Origin of the sequence: Streptomyces sp. SID3343 (assembly GCF_009865215.1) — a bacterium.
Taxonomy (GTDB): Bacteria; Actinomycetota; Actinomycetes; order Streptomycetales; family Streptomycetaceae; genus Embleya.
On record NZ_WWJX01001311.1, the window covers coordinates 1 to 2,207 of the forward strand.

Below are 2,207 nucleotides of genomic sequence, written 5' to 3' on the forward strand. Positions count from 1 at the left end.
CCCGGCCACGCGCGGCAGCTGCTCGACGCACACCACGCCGGTGCCTCCGAAGGCGACCTCGCGCGTCGTCGCCGCCGGCCTGCACGAGGCGTACTTCCAGGACGGCGGCACCCGCGCCGACGACCTGGACGCCGTCGAACTCACCGACATCGACTACGTCGAATTCGACATCCGAGGCTGAAGATCCGGTTCGGTTAACTGGTAGGCCCGCATGTTCCGGCGTCGCGTATTCGGAGCCCTAGTGCTGTGACCGAATAGGTTCACCGGGTTGGCGGTGGTGACGTCGAACCCGGTTGGATGTGGGCGGACATCCGATGTGGTGCGGGGAGGCGTGGTGGCGGAGCCGGTCAAGGTCCGGAGACTGACCGACCAGGAGGGCCAGCAGTTACAGCGGATCGTGCGGCGCGGCAGTACGAGTTCGGTGCGTTACCGGCGGGCGCTGATGCTGCTGGCCTCGGCCGGCGGCAACCGCGTGCCGGTCATCGCCCAACTGGTGGCTGCCGACGAGGACACGGTGCGCGATGTCATCCACCGGTTCAACGAAATCGGTCTGGCCTGCCTGGACCCTCGTTGGGCGGGAGGCCGTCCCCGCCTGCTCAACGCTGACGACGAGGACTTCGTCGTCGCGACGGCCACCACCCGCCCGGCCAAACTCGGGCAGCCCTTCAGCCGCTGGTCGATCCGCAAGCTCGCCGCCTATCTGCGCAAGGTCCATGGTCGGGTGATCCGCCTGGGCCGCGAGGCCCTGCGCCGCCTGCTCGCCCGACGCGGCGTCACCTTCCAACGGACCAAGACGTGGAAGGAGTCCACCGACCCCGAGCGGGATGCCAAGCTCGACCGGATCGAGCACGTCCTGGAACGCTTCCCCGACCGTACGTTCGCGTTCGACGAGTTCGGGCCGCTTGGTATCCGCCCCACCGGAGGCTCCTGCTGGGCCAAGGAAGGCCGGCCCGACCGGCTGCCCGCGACCTACCACCGCACCCACGGCGTCACCTACTTCCATGGCTGCTACTCGACAGGCGACGACGCCTTGTGGGGTGTCAACCGCCGCCGCAAGGGCACCGCAAACACTCTCGCCGCGCTCAAGTCGATCCGGGCTGCCCGTCCCGACGGCGCCCCGGTCTACGTGATCCTGGACAACCTGTCTGCCCACACGGGCAAGAAGATCCGCCGCTGGGCCCGCACAAACAACGTCCACCTCTGCTTCACCCCGACCAACGCCTCCTGGGCCAACCCGAGCGAAGCGCACTTCGGACCCTTGCGGCAGTTCACCCTCGCGAACTCCAACCACCCCAACCACACGGTCCAGACCCGCGAGCTGCACCGCTACCTGCGCTGGCGCAACGCCAACGCCCGCCACCCCGACGTCCTGGCCGCCCAGCGGCGTGAACGAGCCCGCATCCGCAGCGAGAAGGGCGTCCGCTGGGGTGGCCGGCCAGTGACTGCGGCTGCCTGACTACTGCGACGCGCGCAAAGCCGCTTCCCCGGCGGCGACATCCGGGTCGATATCGAGCTCCTCGTTCTCCGCGTTGTGAGATCGCGAGGCAGATCAGCGCCAGCGCTCTGATCTGCTGTCGAAGATGCCCACAACCCGGATGACATGCCGACAACGACTGCACGATGATGAGCGCCATGCCTGCAACTGATGAGCCCGAGGCCGTGGTGTCCCACTTGTGGCAGGAATCCAGGAGCCAGCCCTGGCCCTCGCGGCTGAACTCGGCCGAGCCGGCAGGTGTCGACCTTGCAGCGCTCGACGTCAGGCTCTCGGGCTGCATACACACCTGGCTGTACCACCGTGGTTCCTTCGGCGCACGGCATTTGCACACCGTCAGAGTGCTCCTCCGCGAGCTTGAGCAGGTTCTCCCGGAGCTCACTGAGGAAGACAGCCCACATATCTGGCAGCGATATCACCAGATGGCGCAACTCATCTCGGACAACAACCCACACTCCACCAACTGAGGCAGCCTTCACCCGGTGAACCTATGCGGTCAGAGCACTAGCACGGCCGTGGCCTGGTTGTCGTGGGGATGCGCATTCCTGTGTCGGTCGGCTCGGGGGTGGGGTGTGTTCGCGGGTATGAGGGTGAAGTCGTCTCCGCCGTCGGTGTCTTCGGTCCCGGGTACGCGCCCCGCAGGCCCCGCACGCCGCCGTGCGCCGCTGCCGTGCAAGCGTCGCCGGCCGCGTCGGTGTCCCAAGACCGTGCCCTG

General features: G+C 67.8%; 2 protein-coding genes and 1 pseudogene. All 3 read left to right on the top strand.

Translation table 11 applies throughout. The features are described 5' to 3' along the window. A pseudogene (locus GT354_RS41630) lies at positions 1 to 181 on the top strand (hypothetical protein); the annotation flags it as partial. A 153-nt stretch (positions 182 to 334) separates the two neighbouring features. Continuing rightward, positions 335 to 1,456: an IS630 family transposase gene (locus GT354_RS41635; RefSeq protein ID WP_161361919.1), complete on the top strand. Its 1,122-nt coding sequence runs from the start codon at positions 335 to 337 to the stop codon at positions 1,454 to 1,456. A 164-nt stretch (positions 1,457 to 1,620) separates the two neighbouring features. Then, the gene (locus tag GT354_RS41640; protein WP_161361921.1) at positions 1,621 to 1,959 is read left to right on the top strand and encodes a hypothetical protein; all 339 of its coding nucleotides are present in this window, start codon (positions 1,621 to 1,623) and stop codon (positions 1,957 to 1,959) included. Positions 1,960 to 2,207 lie beyond the last annotated feature (248 nt).

Bases quoted from the DNA above. Each gene is read 5' to 3' on its own strand.
- GT354_RS41640 (WP_161361921.1), top strand. From the start codon at position 1,621: ATGATGAGCGCCATGCCTGCAACTGATGAGCCCGAGGCCGTGGTGTCC.